Origin of the sequence: Paraburkholderia sp., from assembly GCF_050742655.1 — a bacterium.
In the GTDB taxonomy this organism is placed as follows: Bacteria; Pseudomonadota; Gammaproteobacteria; order Burkholderiales; family Burkholderiaceae; genus Paraburkholderia.
Window position 1 is genome coordinate 145,378 of the sequence record NZ_JBOIGG010000011.1, and the last position, 13,095, is coordinate 158,472.

Sequence of the window (13,095 nt, forward strand, 5' to 3'; positions counted from 1 at the left end):
TAACGAAAAATGGTTCAGAGAACTAACAGACCGCCATCGAGATCCGGACCAATCATCTCCGATCTCTCGATCACCTGGCCGTCGCACCGAAACTCAACGTCAATCGACTGACCGCTTGCAAGCTGTTCGTTCATGACCAGCCCCATCACGTGCATCGCCGCCATCTGCCGCGCGGCCATCATGCCCCGGGCCTTGCCGATGATGAACACACCCACGCGCACCTTGATCACGCCGCCACCTTCGCGCCCTTCGCTTCGAGCGCCACCGGCTTGATGCTCGTCACGATGTTGCGATCACCATTCACCTTGCCGTTGGTCGTCTGCATCATCGTCACTTCCGCAACGAACGGCATCGGGTTGTGCAGAATGCCCTTGACGATCTCCGACTTCTCGACCTTCAACTCGTTCGTACACATCCCGCTCGCCGTTTCGCCACGCAATTCAACATCGACAAAGATCGCGGCACTGTCCAGTTCCTTGCCGTCGATGTTGCCGATGAAATACTTCGCACCACGAACCGTTACTCTTGCCAGCATTTCCATTACGTCACTCCCTCGGATACGGCGCAGGTTCGTGCGCGCCATGCACGTGCACTGCCAATGCACTCTTGAGCATCCGTGGGGGTGTGCCAGGCTGGCGCACGTCCGCCACCAATGCAGCATAATTCTCGCCGTTCTCGATTAGCATCTGGTTGATCGACTTCCCGGCCTGTCTCTTCAGCCAGTGCTTCGCCGCCTCGATCGTCGTCTCGCGTTCAACCTGATCGGTGCGGCACCGCAGCGCCGCCACGTCAATAAACGGCTCCAGTGCCTTGTACGCGCCGACGAAATACTCATCGCGCTTCACAACGATCTCATGCGGTATCACGCGATCCTTGTTGCGGAACTCGATCTCGGTGCGCACCCATTTGCTCTCACGGTCGCGCAGCTGCCGCCCCTTCTCATACGCCCGCAGCATCTTGCCGTTCACGCGTCGCCCGATCTCAAACGTCGTGCCTCCGCAGCCTCTCGCCTCAATCGTCCCGCTCTCGATCCTGCGATACTCAGGAATGCGCCCGCCACAGTGAAACTCCCGCGCCTCATACATCTGCTCAACCTGCGCAATGCTCAGCTCGCCCTCAAGGAAGTCCAGCGCCAGATCGCAGCGCGTGATCCGTGCATCAAGCTCCTGCATCGTCGCGAACACAGCGGGCCAGTCCGTCACAACCGCGCAGCCCCGGCCTGACAGATCCACGCATATGCGGCCCTCGGCACCGTTGCCACGACCCCACGCCACAATGCCAATCTGCTCCCAGCTGCCATGCACGAAGGTCACCACGTCCAGACTGTCCGTGTAGCCCCGCAGCCCCTTCTTCGCCGGAACCAGGTTCATCGGCATGTCCGACAACAGCTTCACGTAGCGTCGCACCTGTTCCAGACCGTCCGGAACCGACCCGGCAGGCAGAAAAGTGAACGTCAGCCAGTCCACAATGGCCCGCGTCTCCGTTTGACGACTTTCCCCCCGTATTACCGGACGGGGGGAAGGCGGCTCCGCCGCCCGGCGCTCCGGCGCGCCCACGGGCGCGTGCGGTGCGGCGGGCTCTGAGCCGCCTAGCGACCATCCAGCCTTCGGGGTAGCAGTCGATCGACGGCGGCTCATTGAGCGCTCGCCAGAGTGGCCGGACTTACCGTTACGCGTAACGACAAATCGGTTGAAAGGTGTGAAGCAGAGAACGCCGCCTGTGCAGCCAGGCAGCATGTGACCAACAGGAACAGCAGCTCCGGCACTCGCATAACCCCGTTGTTCCTCTCGTAGAAGCTGGTAGACTGCGCTTTGCGCTGTTCCCGCAAAATTTTGCTGAAACACGCAAAATCGAACTTTGCACATTTCAGCAAAAACAGTCAAGAGGTATTTATGGATATCAGCGAACTTCTGGACGCCGCAAAGCGCAAAAAGCGCACGCTCGGTGCCGTAGCGCTTGAACTCAACTTGCATCAATCAAGGCTGTCGCAATGGAAGAGCGGACAATTCAAACCGGACGCTACGCAGATTGCACAACTGGCCGAGATGGCAGAACTGCCGATCTTCAAGACTGTGGCGGAAGTCGAAGCATCGCTAGAAGGTGGCGAAGCCGCCAAGGTCTGGCAACGGGCACTCACAACGCTGACCGGCGCGCTCAAAATTCAGGAATAATGCGCGTTCCAAAACAAGCGCCGGGCGGGCCGCCGTCACGGACGCATCAGGCGGCAGGCGCGTCTTCCCGATGCGCGTTGGCGTGCCCATTTGTCTGAAGACAGGAGAAGTCGCATGGTAGTCGCCGTGTACCCGGGTACCTTCGACCCGTTGACGCGCGGTCACGAAGACCTCGTTCGGCGCGCGTCGAGTATTTTCGACACGCTGGTGGTGGGTGTCGCGGACAGCCGCAACAAGAAGCCGTTCTTCACGCTCGAAGAGCGCCTCGACATCGCACGCGAAGTGCTCGGCCATTATCCGAACGTGCAGGTGATGAGCTTCAAGGGGCTGCTAAAAGACTTTGTTCGCAGTAACAACGCGCGCGTGATCGTGCGCGGCCTGCGCGCCGTATCCGATTTCGAGTACGAGTTTCAGATGGCCGGCATGAACCGCTATCTGCTACCCGACGTCGAGACGATGTTCATGACGCCGTCGGACCAGTACCAGTTCATCTCCGGGACCATTGTGCGCGAGATTGCGCAGCTGGGCGGCGACGTCAGCAAGTTCGTCTTCCCGTCCGTCGAAAAATGGCTGCACGAGAAAGTGGCCGCGCTGGGGCCGGACAACGGCTGAGCGAACGCGAGGGCGACCGGTTCGCTGGAGTCAGTCGACGACGATCGAATACCTGGCGAACGCCTGCGCAAGATCGGCGAACTGAAACTGCTGGTTCGCGATAAAGATGCCCATGCGGCCGTGCGCTTCCTTCATCCCGCAGAATTGCTCGACGACGTGATACTCGGGGCGATCGAGATAGTCGTCGAACAGGATCGTCGTGCCCGGGCGTGCGCAGATCAGCGTGTACAGAAACGACGCGACACGAAACCGGCCGTCGATGAGCACGAGCTGCGGGACCAGGCCGCTTTCCTTCGCCGCCTCCCATGGCATCACGGCGTAGCGGTGATAGTCCGCGATGCGCGCATCGTCGACCGGACGCCCCCACGCACCGACTTCACCGAGATCGCAGTGAACGAGACGGACGTGAGTGCCGTACTGTTGCGTTCCCTCGCGGACGGCGTCGATCCACGCGCTGGACGTGTCGACCGCAATCAGATTTTTCACACCCGATCTCGCGGCGAACACGGTGCTGCCGCCGCATCCGTACTCGAGATAGGTGTCGATGCCCTCGATGTGTTCCGTGAAGGCGGCGAGGCCGCCTTCGTCCATATGTGGCGTGTCCGGTACGTTCACGATTGAGGTTCCCGTTTCATGGCGGGTTCAAAGTCTACCTGAACCGGTTGAGCGGCTACGTCGATGGTGTGCGAGGCGTAAAATGGCGCTTTGGCGCGCGCCCGGAGAAGCGGAGCGAGCCGTCCCACTTTTATCGATGTTCTGGAAGCAGCATGGCCCTGATCATTACCGACGAGTGCATCAACTGCGACGTATGCGAGCCCGAGTGCCCGAACGACGCAATTTCGATGGGCGCGGAGATCTATGTGATCGACCCGGGCAAGTGCACCGAATGCGTCGGCCATTTCGACGAGCCGCAGTGTCAGCAGGTGTGCCCGGTCGAATGTATTCCACGTGATCCGCAGCACGTCGAGACGCCGGAAGGCCTGATGGCGAAGTATCACGCACTGCAGGCGGCGAAGGGCCGGTAGCGTTCTGCGGCCGGCCCGCGAGACGCTTACTCGTCCTCGAGCATCTCGCGCAACGCACCGAGTAGCACGTCGCATTCGGCGTCGGTGCCGATCGAGATGCGCAGATGCTGGTCGATACGCGGCACGTTGAAGTGCCGCACGAAAATCTCCTGTTCCTTGAGGTTCGCCGCGAGCACTGCCGCGTCTTGCGTGCGATGTCGCGCGAACACGAAGTTCGCCGCTGACGGCACGACGTCGAAGCCGAGTGCCGTCAGTTCGGCGGCGAGCCGTGTGCGCGTCGCCATCACCTTTGCGCAGGTGTCGCGGAACCACGCGTCGTCCTCGTAAGCGGCGCGCGCGGCGACCTGCGCAAGGCGGTCGAGCGGGTACGAATTGAAACTGTCCTTCACCCGGTTCAACGCGTCGATCAATGCCGGGTCGCCGAATGCGAAGCCGATGCGCATGCCCGCGAGCGAACGCGCCTTCGACGCGGTCTGTACGACGAGCAGATGCGGATAGCGATCGATCAGCCTGACCGCGGATTCCGCACCGAAATCCACATACGCTTCGTCGATCACGACAACGGATTCCGTGTTCGCCGCAACGAAACGTTCGATCGCCGCGAGCGGCAGGGGCTGGCCCGTCGGCGCATTCGGATTAGGGAACAGCACGCCGCCGTTCGGCGAACGGTAGTCGTCGAGGTGCAACGCGAAGGCTTCATCGAGCGCGACGGTACGGTATGCGACGTCGTACAGACGTGCGTAGGTCGGATAGAAGCTGTACGTGATGTCGGGGAACAGGATCGGATAGTCGTGCTTCAGCAGCGCCTGGAAGACGAGCGCAAGCACCTCGTCGGAGCCGTTGCCGGCGAACACCTGCTCGACCCGAATGCCGTGATGCGCGGCGACCGCCTCGCGCAGCGCGCGTGCGCTGGAGTCGGGATAGCGCCGCAACGCATCGCCGGTCGCGCCGAGTTCGTCGCGGATCGCATCGGCCACGCGCGGCGACGGCGGGTACGGGTTCTCGTTGGCGTTCAGCTTGACCGGATGCACGAGCGCGGGTTGCTCGCCGGGCGTATAAGGCGTCAGACGGCTGACGATGTCGCTCCAGTAACGGCTCAAGTGTGCCTCCCGTGAATGGTCAGTGATGGCCAGCGATAAAAAGCCGGCGACGGTGTGTCGATGGTAACGCTACGCGTTGCGGTGCAGCTGCATCATCGCGCGTTCGAGTTCGCCCTTCACGATCTGCGGCATCACCGCGAGCGAGCGCTCGATCGACGCATCGATGACGTCCTGTTCTTCCCTGCGCGGCGGCTTGAGCACGAAGTTCGCGACGTCCGGTTTCGCACCGGCCCGTGCGCTTTCGGGGATCAGATCGCGCGGATGGCCGATGCCGATGCGCAGACGCCAGTACTGCTGGGTCGACAGGTGTGCGGAGATGTCCTTCAGTCCGTTGTGACCGCCGCTGCCGCCGCCGAGCTTCAGCTTTACGGTGCCGGGCGGTAGATCGAGTTCGTCGTGCGCGACGAGAATCTGGTCGGGCAGGACCTTGAAGAAATGCGCGACCGCGACGACCGACTGGCCCGAGCGGTTCATGAAGGTCTGCGGCTCGAGCAGATGCACTTCTTCGCCGTGCAGTCGCGCCTTCGCGTAGAAGCCGTGAAAGCGGCGTTCGTCGCGCAGCGTCGTACCGGCTTCGCGCGCGAGTTGATCGACCAGCCAGAAGCCGGCGTTGTGGCGCGTCGCGGTGTATTCGGCGCCCGGATTGCCGAGCCCGACGATCAGCTTGATCATGATGGAACGGTCAGTGGTAAGGAGCCACTGTGCCGGAAAAGTCGAAAAAAAACCCGCCGGGGCGAACCTCGGCGGGTCACGTCGACCGTTTCATTGAAACGGATCGAGAGGATAGCTTTGCTTTAACCGGTCAGGCCGCGGGCTTTTCGCCTTCGCCTTCACCTTCGCTTGCAGCAGCTTCATCCGAGACGGCGCCAGCCGGAATCGTCGCCGAGGCGATCACCGGGTTTTCCGCGTCGACGTGCGGGACCAGCGCGACACCCTTCGGCAGAACGATGTCCTTCGCGTGCAGCGTATGACCGGCTTCGATCGTTGCGAGATCGACTTCGAGGAATTCCGGCAGGTCGGCCGGCAGGCACTCGATTTCGATTTCGTTCAGCACGTGCGAGATGACTGCGCTCGACAGCTTCACGGCCGGGTTGCTTTCCTGGTTCATGAAGTGCAGCGGAACGCGCGTGTGCAGCTTCTTCTTCGCGTCGACGCGCTGGAAGTCAACGTGCAGCACGAGCTGGCGGAACGGGTGGTATTGCACGTCGCGCAGCAGGACCTGTTGTTCCTTGCCGGCCACTTCCAGCTCGAGGATCGACGAGTGGAAAACTTCTTTCTTCAGGGCGTGCCACAACGCGTTGTGATCGATCTCGATCAGTTGCGGTTCAGCACCAGCGCCATAAACGATACCCGGGGTCTTACCCGTGATACGCAGGCGGCGGCTCGCACCCGTACCTTGCAGATTGCGCTCGAAAGCGACTACTTTCATCTTGATTCTCCATTAGCTGCCCGCGACCAGGCAGTAAAACGGGGCCACTCGCCTTTCGGCTGGAGGCCCCAGACTCTACGGCACGAATTTTCGTCCGTTCGTGCCGATTGTGCCGGCATGCAGCAAAGAACCTGCTGCACACCTGCAAATGCTTTAACTCTCTGCGAACAGCGACATCACCGAATCGCCGCGACGGATCCGCGAGAACGTTTCGGCCAGCAGGCCGGCGCTCGTCAGCGAGCGGATCTTCGCGCACGACCGCGCTTCTTCGCCGAGCGGGATCGTGTCCATGATGACCAGTTCGTCGAGCGCGGATGCCGCAATGCGCTCGCCTGCGCCGCCCGACAGCACCGGGTGCGTCGCGTAGGCAAATACCTGCTTCGCGCCGCGTTCCTTCAGTACCTGCGCGGCCTTGCACAGCGTGCCGGCGGTGTCGACCATGTCGTCCATGATCACGCAGGTCCGGCCGTCGACTTCACCGATGATGTTCATCACTTCGGCGATGTTCGCTTTCGGCCGACGCTTGTCGATGATCGCGAGATCGCAGTTCAGCTGCTTCGCCAGCGCCCGGGCTCGCACCACACCGCCGACGTCCGGCGACACGACCAGCAGGTCTTCGTAGTTCTGCTTGCGCAGATCGCCGAGCAGCACGGGCGTCGCGTAAATGTTGTCGACCGGGATGTCGAAGAAACCCTGAATCTGGTCCGCGTGCAGATCCATCGTGATGATCCGCTCGACGCCCGCGATTTCCAGCATGTTCGCTACGACCTTCGCCGAGATCGCGACGCGCGCCGAGCGCGGCCGGCGGTCCTGGCGGGCATAGCCGAAATAGGGGATGGCAGCGGTGATCCGGCCTGCGGATGCGCGCTTCAGCGCATCGACCATGATCATCAGTTCCATCAGGTTGTCGTTCGCCGGTGCGCAGGTGGACTGCAGAACGAAGACATCCTTGCCGCGCACGTTTTCCTGGATCTCGACCTGGATCTCGCCGTCCGAGAACCGGCTGACCATCGCCTTGCCGAGTGGAATACCGAGGATGTTGACGACTTCCTGTGCAAGCGCGGGATTCGCGTTGCCAGTAAAAACCATCAGGCCGTCATGGCTGCTCATCGTGCACCTGTTTCAGGCTGGGGGCGAGGAAATGCGAGAAATTTTGGCAGGGGAGGAAGGAGTCGAACCTTCGAATGCCGGAATCAAAATCCGGTGCCTTAACCAACTTGGCGACTCCCCTACACTAACTTTTAGCTCCGCCGGATGTGCACGACCATCCGACGACGCAAAACTTTATGACGCGAAGCCGTAGAGTGGATGCGTATCCAGGCTTGCGGTGACTGCGCTGTTCCAGCCGGCTGGCAGTCTGGCTTGTGCCATCTGCGCTTCGCCGAGACTCTGGAACGCTGCAAAGACACTGGCGCCCGATCCGGTCATCCGCGCGGGTGCGATGTTATCAAACCACTCAAGCACCTGCGCCACTTCCGCGTATTTTCCCACGACAACCGGCTGCATGTCATTTCGGCCGAAACTGTCAGGCCAACCCGTATTACAGCTTTGTTGTGCAAGAAAGACCGTGATTGTGAGGGGCTTTGAGTCCCTTGTCAACGCTTTCTCGGCGAAAATCACCGCGGTCGGAACGTGCACTTTCGGGGTGACGACGAGGAAATGGCGTGACGGCAACGACACCGCCTGCAGTGCCTCGCCGACGCCTTCCGCGAACGCATTCCGGCCGAAGACGAAGAACGGCACATCCGCGCCAAGCTTGAGCGCCAGCGTCTGCAATTCGGCGCGCGGCAGGTCGAGCTTCCACAGTCGATTCAGCGCGAGCAGCGTCGTCGCGGCATCGGAGCTGCCGCCGCCGAGCCCCGCACCCATCGGCAGGCGTTTGTCGATCTCGATGTCGACGCCTTCCGCCGTGCCGGTATGCGCCTTGAGCAGCATTGCGGCACGCACCGTCAGGTCGTGTTCGGGCGGCACGCCAACGACCTCGGTGCGGCGGAGCACCTGACCGTCGGCGCGGCGCGTGAAGTGCAGCGTGTCGCCCCAGTCGAGCAGCTGGAACACGGTCTGCAGCGCGTGGTAGCCGTCCGGGCGACGCCCGGTGATGTGCAGGAAGAGATTCAGTTTCGCCGGTGCGAGGCAGTCGCGCAGCGAATCGGTCGTTTCGATCATGAGCGGAAAAACGAGGCGTGCCGTTATTGATCCAGCACGAGCTTGATGTCGAGCGGCGGTTGCTGGCGGTTCAGGTCGACGCGTTTGATGCCGGTGGCGGGTGCGTCGGCGTAGGCGAGGTAGTCGATGGTCCAGCCGTCCTGTTCGATTTCCTTAAGACGGCCCGGCTGCTGCGGATCGTCGACGGTTTTCGCGCGCGAAGTCGGCGCGGCCGACGGCTGCAGCCAGTACCGCAACCCCTCGACCGGCAGTGTGAAGCCGAGTGCATTCTGCATCAGCGTCGACACGTTGTCGGCGGTGAGCGGCTGACGGTTCGGCAGTTCGAGCGACGCCGAAGCCGGTGACGACGTGATGATCGCGAGCGTCTGCCCGAACGGATTGCGCAACTGCACGGTGACCGTATCGCCAGTTTCCTGCCAGTCGAAGTTGCCGTACGCGTTGCGTTGCTGGCCGTTCTGGTCGTCGTACTGAACCGCAAAGCGGCCGTGGTACGCGCGGCTCGTCTGCGTGGACAGCGACGTCGCGGCGTTCGACGTGGACGGCCCCTGCGGCCTCACCGATGCGCAGCCCGACAGCGCGACGACGGCCGCCGCGCACAGCGCGACGCCGAACGAAGCGCGCCGGGACGCGGTGCGCGCGGCGGAGGGAATGAAGCGGGCGAGACGGGAAACCGGCATCAGAGATCGTTCACCTGAAAGCGTTTGAGCGTGTTGACGAGCGTGTCGTTGTCGGGTTCCAGCTTGCGCGCTTCGCGCCACGCGGCACGTGCCTGGTCCTGGTCGCCGCTCTTCCACAGCACTTCACCGAGGTGGGCACCGATCTCGGCGTTCGGCTGCAGTTCGTAGGCCTTGCGCAGCAGCTTGATCGAGTCCGACGTATCGCCAAGCCGGTACTTCACCCAGCCGACGCTATCCATGATGAACGCGTCGTTCGGCGCGAGCGCCGACGCTTTCTCGACGAGCTTGTCCGCTTCCTGCAGACGTTGATTGCGATCGGCGAGCGAATAGCCGAGCGCGTTGTACGCCTGCGGATTGTCCGGCTGCGAGCGGATCAGCTTGCGCAGTTGCCCTTCCATGATTTCGTAATGGCCGTTCTTTTCAGCGGACATCGCGTAGTCGTAGGTCAGATCGGGATCGTCCGGGAAATCCGCCGTGGCCTGCGCGAGCCGCGCTTCCGCTTCCGGATAGCGCTTCGTGTCGAACAGGATTGCCGCGTCGGTGCGCGCGATCAGCGCCTGATCGCGCGGATCGCCGGCGTTGATGTTTGCGAGCAGCTTGCGCGCGTCATCGGGCTTGCCCTGCTTTTCGAGCAGCTGCGCGCGCGTGATCTGCGCGGGGATGTACTGCTGACTCGCCGGCGAGATCTTGTTGAGCCAGTTCGCGGCACCGGCCTCGTCCTTTTGCTCGAGCGACAGCTGCGCGAGATAGATGTACGCCTGGCCTGCATCCGCGCCCGGGGTCGCGTCGGCCTTCTGCGCGTATTGCGTCAGAAAGGTCTGCGCTTCGGCCGGCTTTTTCTGCTGGATCTTGATCAGCCCGAGCGCCATCAGCGGCGTGAGGTCGTTCGGGTTGTCCTTGTGCATTACCTCAAACTGTTTCTGCGCGTCGTCGAGGCGGTCGCTCGACAGATAGACTTGCGCGAGCGCGAGCCGCGCGTCGTGCGACTTCGGATTCTGCTGGACGTACCTCTCGACCGCCGCGGTGCCTTCCTTGCGCTCGTCGGGGCCCATCTGCGTGAGCGTCAACGCGGCGGGCAGGTAGTCGGGCTTCAGCGTGAGCGCCTGTTCGAGCGACTTGCGCGCACCCGGCGCGTCGTCGGCAGCGATCTGCTGACGGGCGATCGCCAGTTGCGCTTCGGGCCGGTTCATGTCGTTCTTCAGCAGATCCTGCAACACGTGCAGGCCACCGACACGATTCGGTCCGCGCGACAGCAGTAACTGCAGCGCGAGGATGCCGTTGCCGCGATTGTCGGCAGGGATTTTCGCGAGTTCGCGCGCAAGCAGCGGGGAGGCGTCGTCCGGTTTGCCGGATAGCACGAGCAACGACGCGTCGAGCTGCGCCGCGCGTTCCGAGCCGGGCGCATACTGCTGCCACAATTGCGCGGCGGCCAGCGCGTCCGACGGGCTTTGCGCGGCAAGCGCGATCTCGGTCGCGCGCTGCGCCATCCGCGGGTCGTGCGTGTCGCGCGCGAGTGCGAGATAGGTCTGGTAAGCGGGCGCCGGCTGGCCTCTCTGCAGCGCGACTTCGGCTGCGAGCACCTGGAACACGATCTGGCTGGAGAGCGGGACGTCGGGCAGATCCTTCGCCTCGTCGGCTGTCGCCGGGCCGAGCGCGTCCGGCAATGTCACCGACGTGTCATCCGAATCGGACGACGAATCCTGCGCGTGCACGGGCATTGCGACGAGCGTCCAGGCGGCGAGCACGGCGGCGGCGAGGAGCTGGCGCGGAGATACGGCTGGCGGTACGCGCGACGCGCGAGCGGGGCGCTTCATCAAAAGCAGCTTCACGAAGGACAGGTTCATGGAAATCCGTTCAATGTTTCGGACGATTGTAACGCGCTCGCTACAATACGCGCACAACCACTCACGCAAGTTGCAGACCAGTTAGACATGCCAGAGTTGCCAGAAGTTGAGGTTACCCGCCGGGGAATCGAACCCTACGTCGCCGGGCGCCGTGTCGAACGCGTCGACGTGCGCACGCCCGCGCTACGCTGGCCGATTCCAGCCGGCCTTGCCGCTACGCTGCACGGCCGGCTCGTCCATAAGGTCGAGCGGCGCGGCAAGTACCTGCTGTTCGAAGTCGACGAGGGCTGGTTCATCGTGCATCTGGGCATGACCGGCACGCTGCGCGTACTGCGTAACGTGCCGCATCCGCCCGCCGCGGCGAAACACGACCACGTCGACTGGATCTTCGACGAGTTCATTCTGCGCTATCGCGATCCGCGGCGCTTCGGAGCCGTACTGTGGCACGCACGCGCCGACGGCGATGTGCTCGGGCACCCACTGCTCGCGGGGCTCGGCATCGAGCCGTTCGCGCCGGCCTTCAGCGGCGCGCTGATGCACCGGCTGACGCGCGGCCGCAAGGTATCCGTCAAGCAGGTGCTGCTGGCGGGCGAGGTCGTCGTCGGTGTGGGGAACATTTACGCTTCCGAAAGCCTGTTTCGCGCCGGCATCCGGCCGACGACGCCCGCCGGCCGGATCTCGCTCGTCCGTTACGGTCTGCTGGCCGATGCGGTCCGGGTGACGCTCGCCGCCGCGATCGAGAAGGGCGGCAGCACGCTGCGCGATTTCGTCGGCAGCGACGGCGAGAGCGGCTATTTCCAGCTCGACTATTTCGTCTATGATCGCGCCGGGCAACCGTGCCGCGTATGTGGCACGCCGATCCGACAGATCGTTCAGGGGCAGCGCTCCACTTACTACTGCCCGACCTGCCAGCGCTAACCGAGTCTCCATGTACGTTCCGGCTTCTTCTTCGCGTTCGTCTTCCGCCGCCGATGCAACCGCGGTGACCGCAGCCACCTGTCCGGATTTCGCCGAGCGCCTCGTTGCATGGCAACGGCAGCACGGCCGTCACGACCTGCCATGGCAAAACACGCGTGATCCGTATCGCATCTGGCTGTCGGAAATCATGCTGCAGCAGACCCAGGTGTCGACGGTGATTCCGTATTACGCGCGGTTTCTCGCGCGCTTTCCTGATGTCGCGGCACTGGCTGCTGCGCCGCTCGACGACGTGATGGCGCTATGGGCCGGCCTCGGCTATTACTCGCGCGCGCGCAACCTGCATCGCTGCGCGCAGGCCGTCGTCGAATTGCATGGTGGCGCGTTTCCCGCGTCGGTCGATGCGCTTGCCGAGCTGCCCGGCATCGGTCGTTCGACGGCGGCCGCGATCGCGTCGTTCGCGTTCGGTGCGCGGGCGACGATCCTCGACGGCAACGTGAAGCGCGTGCTCGCGCGCGTGTTCGGCGTCGAAGGTTTTCCCGGCGAGAAGCGCGTCGAGAACGCGATGTGGGTGCTCGCCGAATCGTTGCTGCCGTCCGCCGCGAACGACGCTGATGTCAGCGCATACACGCAGGGCTTGATGGATCTCGGCGCGACGCTCTGCGTGCGCGGCAAGCCCGAATGTGCGAGATGTCCGTTCGCCGGCAATTGCGTTGCAAACGCGACCGGTCGTCAGCGCGAATTGCCGGTGGCGCGTCCGAAGAAGGCGGTGCCGACGCGCCGCACATGGATGCTCGTGCTGCGCGACGGGGATACGGTGATGCTCGAGAAGCGACCGCCGTCGGGCATCTGGGGTGGTCTGTGGAGTCTGCCGGAAGCCGCCGACGAAACGGCGCTCGCCGAACGCGCGCAGGCATTCGGCGCGGACGGCGCGGTGTCGCCGCTTGCGCCGCTGACGCATACGTTCACGCATTTCAAGCTCGACATCGAGCCACGCATCGCCGATCTGTCGCGCGCGGCGAGCAGCGGTGCCGTGCTCGGCGATGCTGAGACTGCATGGGTCGCGTTGCGCGATATCGATGCGTACGGCGTGCCCGCGCCGGTGCGCAAGCTGCTGGACGGACTGCAGGGATCGTTGCTGTAGCGGTTTGCTGTG

General features: G+C 63.3%; 16 protein-coding genes and 1 tRNA gene. 5 read left to right on the forward strand and 12 right to left on the reverse strand.

All coding sequences use genetic code 11. The features are described from left to right. Window positions 1-14 precede the first annotated feature (14 nt). From ACREXZ_RS17360 to ACREXZ_RS17370, 3 genes are read right to left on the reverse strand one after another with little or no spacing between them, the layout of a single operon-like run. Window positions 15-230 carry a hypothetical protein gene (locus ACREXZ_RS17360; RefSeq protein WP_431765334.1) on the reverse strand — a complete coding sequence of 72 codons (216 nt, stop codon included), beginning with the start codon at window positions 228-230 and terminating at the stop codon, window positions 15-17. Then, window positions 227-541: a hypothetical protein gene (locus ACREXZ_RS17365; RefSeq protein WP_431765335.1), complete on the reverse strand. Its 315-nt coding sequence runs from the start codon at window positions 539-541 to the stop codon at window positions 227-229. The genes ACREXZ_RS17360 and ACREXZ_RS17365 overlap by 4 nt, the downstream gene beginning before the upstream one ends. A 4-nt stretch (window positions 542-545) precedes the next feature. Then, window positions 546-1,466, reverse strand: a complete 921-nt coding sequence (locus tag ACREXZ_RS17370) for a replication initiation factor domain-containing protein (protein WP_431765336.1) — start codon at window positions 1,464-1,466, stop codon at window positions 546-548. A 426-nt stretch (window positions 1,467-1,892) separates the two neighbouring features. Here ACREXZ_RS17370 and ACREXZ_RS17375 point away from each other — a divergent pair, with 426 nt between their 5' ends. Together ACREXZ_RS17375 and coaD are read left to right on the forward strand one after the other, a co-directional pair. Further along, on the forward strand, window positions 1,893-2,171 hold the full coding sequence (locus tag ACREXZ_RS17375) for a hypothetical protein (protein ID WP_431765337.1): 279 nt from the start codon (window positions 1,893-1,895) through the stop codon (window positions 2,169-2,171). Window positions 2,172-2,285: 114 nt separating this feature from the next. Further along, window positions 2,286-2,783 carry a pantetheine-phosphate adenylyltransferase gene (gene coaD / locus ACREXZ_RS17380; RefSeq protein ID WP_431765338.1) on the forward strand — a complete coding sequence of 166 codons (498 nt, stop codon included), beginning with the start codon at window positions 2,286-2,288 and terminating at the stop codon, window positions 2,781-2,783. A gap of 30 nt (window positions 2,784-2,813) precedes the next feature. Here the strand turns inward: coaD and ACREXZ_RS17385 are convergent, their stop codons facing one another. Next, window positions 2,814-3,398 (reverse strand): class I SAM-dependent methyltransferase, encoded by a 585-nt coding sequence (locus ACREXZ_RS17385; protein WP_431765339.1) that lies wholly within the window; start codon window positions 3,396-3,398, stop codon window positions 2,814-2,816. A 152-nt stretch (window positions 3,399-3,550) separates the two neighbouring features. Here ACREXZ_RS17385 and ACREXZ_RS17390 point away from each other — a divergent pair, with 152 nt between their 5' ends. Beyond that, window positions 3,551-3,808, forward strand: a complete 258-nt coding sequence (locus tag ACREXZ_RS17390; RefSeq protein WP_431765340.1) for a YfhL family 4Fe-4S dicluster ferredoxin — start codon at window positions 3,551-3,553, stop codon at window positions 3,806-3,808. Between the two features lie 26 nt (window positions 3,809-3,834). Here the strand turns inward: ACREXZ_RS17390 and hisC are convergent, their stop codons facing one another. The 8 genes from hisC to ACREXZ_RS17430 form a co-directional block, all read right to left on the reverse strand. After that, entirely contained in the window at window positions 3,835-4,908 is a 1,074-nt protein-coding gene (gene hisC / locus ACREXZ_RS17395) for a histidinol-phosphate transaminase (RefSeq protein WP_431765341.1), read from the reverse strand. A 69-nt stretch (window positions 4,909-4,977) separates the two neighbouring features. After that, window positions 4,978-5,580 carry an aminoacyl-tRNA hydrolase gene (gene pth / locus ACREXZ_RS17400; RefSeq protein WP_431765342.1) on the reverse strand — a complete coding sequence of 201 codons (603 nt, stop codon included), beginning with the start codon at window positions 5,578-5,580 and terminating at the stop codon, window positions 4,978-4,980. A 130-nt stretch (window positions 5,581-5,710) separates the two neighbouring features. Then, window positions 5,711-6,337 carry a 50S ribosomal protein L25/general stress protein Ctc gene (locus tag ACREXZ_RS17405; RefSeq protein ID WP_431765343.1) on the reverse strand — a complete coding sequence of 209 codons (627 nt, stop codon included), beginning with the start codon at window positions 6,335-6,337 and terminating at the stop codon, window positions 5,711-5,713. Between the two features lie 153 nt (window positions 6,338-6,490). Beyond that, window positions 6,491-7,447 carry a ribose-phosphate pyrophosphokinase gene (locus ACREXZ_RS17410; RefSeq protein ID WP_431765344.1) on the reverse strand — a complete coding sequence of 319 codons (957 nt, stop codon included), beginning with the start codon at window positions 7,445-7,447 and terminating at the stop codon, window positions 6,491-6,493. Between the two features lie 44 nt (window positions 7,448-7,491). After that, window positions 7,492-7,568, reverse strand: a tRNA-Gln gene (locus ACREXZ_RS17415). A gap of 53 nt (window positions 7,569-7,621) precedes the next feature. Further along, complete coding sequence (gene ispE, locus ACREXZ_RS17420) at window positions 7,622-8,503, reverse strand: 4-(cytidine 5'-diphospho)-2-C-methyl-D-erythritol kinase (protein WP_431765345.1); 882 nt, start codon at window positions 8,501-8,503, stop codon at window positions 7,622-7,624. A 23-nt stretch (window positions 8,504-8,526) separates the two neighbouring features. Next, entirely contained in the window at window positions 8,527-9,180 is a 654-nt protein-coding gene (gene lolB / locus ACREXZ_RS17425; protein ID WP_431765346.1) for a lipoprotein insertase outer membrane protein LolB, read from the reverse strand. Next, on the reverse strand, window positions 9,180-11,024 hold the full coding sequence (locus ACREXZ_RS17430; RefSeq protein ID WP_431765347.1) for a tetratricopeptide repeat protein: 1,845 nt from the start codon (window positions 11,022-11,024) through the stop codon (window positions 9,180-9,182). Before ACREXZ_RS17430 ends, lolB begins: the two co-directional genes overlap by 1 nt. Before the next feature lie 87 nt (window positions 11,025-11,111). Here ACREXZ_RS17430 and mutM point away from each other — a divergent pair, with 87 nt between their 5' ends. Both mutM and mutY read left to right on the forward strand, forming a co-directional pair. Continuing rightward, a complete protein-coding gene (gene mutM, locus ACREXZ_RS17435; protein ID WP_431765348.1) occupies window positions 11,112-11,942 on the forward strand; it encodes a bifunctional DNA-formamidopyrimidine glycosylase/DNA-(apurinic or apyrimidinic site) lyase in 831 nt (276 codons plus the stop codon). A 10-nt stretch (window positions 11,943-11,952) separates the two neighbouring features. Next, window positions 11,953-13,083, forward strand: coding sequence for an A/G-specific adenine glycosylase (mutY, locus tag ACREXZ_RS17440; protein WP_431765349.1), 1,131 nt, complete (start codon window positions 11,953-11,955; stop codon window positions 13,081-13,083). Window positions 13,084-13,095: the final 12 nt, after the last annotated feature.